4 protein-coding genes and 1 pseudogene are annotated in these 3,804 nt (G+C 43.2%); 3 read left to right on the forward strand and 2 right to left on the reverse strand.

Going from position 1 to position 3,804, the window contains the following annotated elements; all coding sequences use genetic code 11:
* Positions 1-244: pseudogene (locus V7D75_RS12540) on the reverse strand (copper resistance protein CopD); the annotation flags it as partial.
* 60 nt (positions 245-304) lie between these two features.
* On the opposite strand from V7D75_RS12540, the gene V7D75_RS12545 reads away from it, so the two are divergent.
* A complete protein-coding gene (locus V7D75_RS12545; RefSeq protein ID WP_333614819.1) occupies positions 305-784 on the forward strand; it encodes a hemerythrin domain-containing protein in 480 nt (159 codons plus the stop codon).
* A 147-nt stretch (positions 785-931) separates the two neighbouring features.
* On the opposite strand, the gene orn is transcribed toward V7D75_RS12545, so the two are convergent.
* Entirely contained in the window at positions 932-1,519 is a 588-nt protein-coding gene (orn, locus tag V7D75_RS12550; RefSeq protein ID WP_201541275.1) for an oligoribonuclease, read from the reverse strand.
* 227 nt (positions 1,520-1,746) lie between these two features.
* Between orn and rsgA the strand changes: the two genes are divergently transcribed.
* Positions 1,747-2,850 carry a ribosome small subunit-dependent GTPase A gene (gene rsgA / locus V7D75_RS12555; protein ID WP_333614820.1) on the forward strand — a complete coding sequence of 368 codons (1,104 nt, stop codon included), beginning with the start codon at positions 1,747-1,749 and terminating at the stop codon, positions 2,848-2,850.
* 164 nt (positions 2,851-3,014) lie between these two features.
* Complete coding sequence (locus V7D75_RS12560) at positions 3,015-3,470, forward strand: rhodanese-like domain-containing protein (protein WP_333614821.1); 456 nt, start codon at positions 3,015-3,017, stop codon at positions 3,468-3,470.
* Positions 3,471-3,804 lie beyond the last annotated feature (334 nt).

Genomic DNA, 3,804 nt, shown 5'->3' on the forward strand with positions numbered 1-3,804 from the left:
CATTATCGAAGGCAAACCACATCTCTATGTTAGGTAATATTTTATACGCCATCCATAATCCAGTAATGATTTGAATGGCTAACGCCGGCATACCAATTTTTTCAAACTGACCTTCAAATTGTAACAATGCGTCTAAATTACGTGAAGATAGCACTTTTGGCAGCACCACTAATGCTAGTATTAAATGACCACCTGTCCAAATTGCCGCCCCCAGTAAATGCAAAATTAAAAGATAATTGAACATAAAATATAACTCCAAATAATTAATCAATCATGATTTCTCGAAGCATTAAGGTATTTAATTATGAAACGCGCCAATCAATTGCAGCCATTATCACGCCAACACCATCTTGGGCTTAATTTGTCTCGCCATGCCAAAGAAAGCTTAGATGAACCCAAAGAGATTGCCAAACACTGGGACAATCTCACCTCCTATATTAACGACATGGCCTATCACTTCCAAATTGAGGACAATTTAATTGCTAATGCCTTAGAGCCGTACCGCGCTACTGAATCTGATGTGGCGTCAGTACTCGAAACCCTTGATGGACAGCATAAGCAATTACATCAACTGATAAATACGGTCGAACAATCAAAAAAATCTGGCAACAAAGGGGTCAGCGTGGCACAAGTTCATGAGCTTGGCACCCTATTATACGACCATATTCGCTTTGAAGAGCGCGAGTTATACCCTACGGTAGAAAAATATTTAACGGAAGCAGAATTAGATGCGGTTTATGAAGCTAGCCCTGATAGCATTAAGCGCCCTGATGAAAATCGCTAATATACTATTAAAGGATTATCCCAATAAGAGTTAATTAAAAATATCACTGAAACAAAAAGTCCGCCAAGAAACGAGCCATATCTTGGCATTCGCTTCTTTGACGGACTTTTTACTTGTTCTTAAATCACTGTTCCTAAAGTTTGATTTTTAAGGCATCAACTTAAAGAAATGCTGACGATAATGTTTTAACTCGCGAATAGAGTCGCGAATATCATCTAATGCTAAATGACTGCCGCCTTTTTCGAAATTTCTTAAAATATCTGGACGCCAGCGGAAGCACAGCTCTTTGATCGATGACACATCAAGGTTGCGATAATGGAAGAAGCGCTCAAGCTCGGGCATTTGGCGGGCTAAAAAGCGGCGATCTTGGCAGATTGAGTTACCACACATCGGCGACTTGCCACTATCGACCCATTTATTCAAAAACTTAATGGTTTGCGCTTCTGCTTCCGCTAAGGTCACCGTACTACGGCGCACACGGTCGACCAAGCCTGACTGGCCATGCTGCTTGGTATTCCAGTCATCCATTTTATTTAACACTTGATCTGATACCTTAATCGCAAAAACAGGTCCTTCGGCAAGGACGTTTAAATCCTCATCGGTCACCACGGTCGCAATCTCGATAATCTCATCATTTAAGGTATCAAGTCCGGTCATTTCTAGGTCAATCCACACCAACCCTTTTTTACCTTGGTTTTTGATTTTAATTTTGTTGGGATGGTCGTCGGTACTCATAAAATATCCTATGGTCAATAAACTTTGGCACAACTTGTGAGCCTTGTTAATCAATTAAACTGACTCTAAATGGTCAGGCTAAAATCATATGCTTTGCACTTGGTTGGCTACAATGCCTAATAAAACGAAAACATTACAAAACCACTATCTGCTAGCGGCGCTTTAGGCTGTATGTTAGCAAATTTTCACGCTACACTTAGCAATATTTTTCTAATAGGTCATAACCCATGGCATTAATCCGGCAACGCAAACTGACTAAACAACAGATTCGTCGCATCGACAAACAACAGCTCGATAGCCAAGACAGCATCGATGACAGTTTGATGGATGGCGTGGTCATGGCGCATTATGGTAAGCAGCTAGAAGTACAAGTGACCAGCTTGCCGGCAGTAATTCCTGTGCAGCCGGAGATTGCGCCTGATGATCCTGAGCCATTTTGGCAAGAGCTGGCGTTAGGCGATATTTGGCGCTGTCATGTGCGTACCAATCTGCCCATGCTAGCAGCGGGCGACCAAGTACGCTGGACTGCCGATCCTAATACCGGCTTTGGACGTATCGAATCCGTCAAGCCTCGCACCTCGCTCGTTTCGCGTCCTGACCGTTATCATAAGCTCAAACCTGTCGCCGCCAATGTTGATATTTTGGCCATTGTATTTGCGCCCTTGCCTGCCGCTGCGCCGACTTTGATTGATCGCTATTTGGTCGTTTGTCATCATGCAGGCGTAAAGCCACTATTGGTGCTTAATAAAGCCGATTTGCTGGCCCAAGAAAACGGCGTCGATACCAGTGAATTATTGGCACAATACGCGGCGCTTGGCTACGAGAGCGTACTGACCTCGGTTGCATGTCCTGAAAACATCGCTAATAGCGATGAGCAAAAAGGGCTTGATGAGCTAAAGCGCTATATCGATAAAAAACTGGTTATTTTTGCGGGGCAATCTGGCGTTGGTAAAAGCAGCTTAATCAACGCCTTGCTGCCAGAGTCAGGACAAGTGGTGAATGTCATCTCTGAAAACTCAAAGCTGGGTCAACATACCACCACCACCAGTCGCTTATTGCCCTTTAACCCCGACGACTTAGGCCAAGGCGGTATTGTCGACACCCCTGGTATTCGTGAGTACGGCATTTGGCATCTGACCCCTGATGATATTATCTCAGGCTTTATCGAGCTTGCACCGCTGGCAGGTGATTGCCAGTTCCGCGATTGTCGCCATACCCATAACAGTAAAGGCTGCGCCTTATGGCAAGCGGTTGCGGACGGCGAAGTGTTGCAGCGCCGTGTTGAAAACCTTGTGACGTTAACAGAAGAGGCAGATACTAAGCCTTATTAGCAGATATCTCTAAAGGTCACTGATAAAGGAACGATGAGATAAAGGAACGACCAAGTCATCGCCCGTTTACTATAGATGACCTTATCGGTATAATAGCGCCTTGTTCACCATCGTTGGGCTGTTATCTCAGTTTGACCGAACACTTATATTTTTGGAGGTATGGTTTGGATCGTGCGCTGGAATTTGTGGGCAACCACCCGTTTTTATTTGGAATATTAGCCGTGCTTGCCGTGCTATTTTTTGCCATTGAAAACAAACGTAGTGGCAGAAAAATATCGCCTAATACCTTGGGCATGATGGTCAACTCGCAAAATGCGCAGCTGATCGATATTCGTGCCAAAAAGAAATTTGAAACTGGTTATATCCAAGGCAGCCGCAACATACCTTTCACTGAGCTTAAAGACCGCATTGAGGAAATTCGTGCGATTGAGCAGCCAGTCATCATCGTCTGTGATATGGGTATTCAGGCAGGCGCTGCGGTACAAATGATTGGCAAAGACAATGTCTATCGCCTAGAGGGCGGTATCGGCGGCTGGCAAGGCGCTGGCATGCCATTGGTTGGGTTAAAAGATACTAAGTCTAAAAACAAAGTTAAAGCCAAGCCAAGTTTGCATAAGTAAGACAATATTAATAGCTGGTCTTATTAACCAGTAGTACCAATAAAAAAGACACCTCTTTATCAGGTGTCTTTTTTTATACCTTGATGATGACATCAGTAATGGCTTTTAGCTAAGACTGCTTGAATTTGCCATAGCCATCCCCAATCTATACTGAGAAGCAGCAAATATAGCTAGCATTTACGTATTGATAACGGATTATATTAATGACTACCCTATAATTTTTTTATCTTACTATATATCCTATTACTTATAACAAAATTGTTTTCCCATAAATTTATAAATAAGGAATGACCATGACTGTACCTGTGCAAGTTTATACCACTCCAATGTGCCC

The organism is Psychrobacter sp., assembly GCF_036731945.1.
In the GTDB taxonomy this organism is placed as follows: Bacteria; Pseudomonadota; Gammaproteobacteria; order Pseudomonadales; family Moraxellaceae; genus Psychrobacter.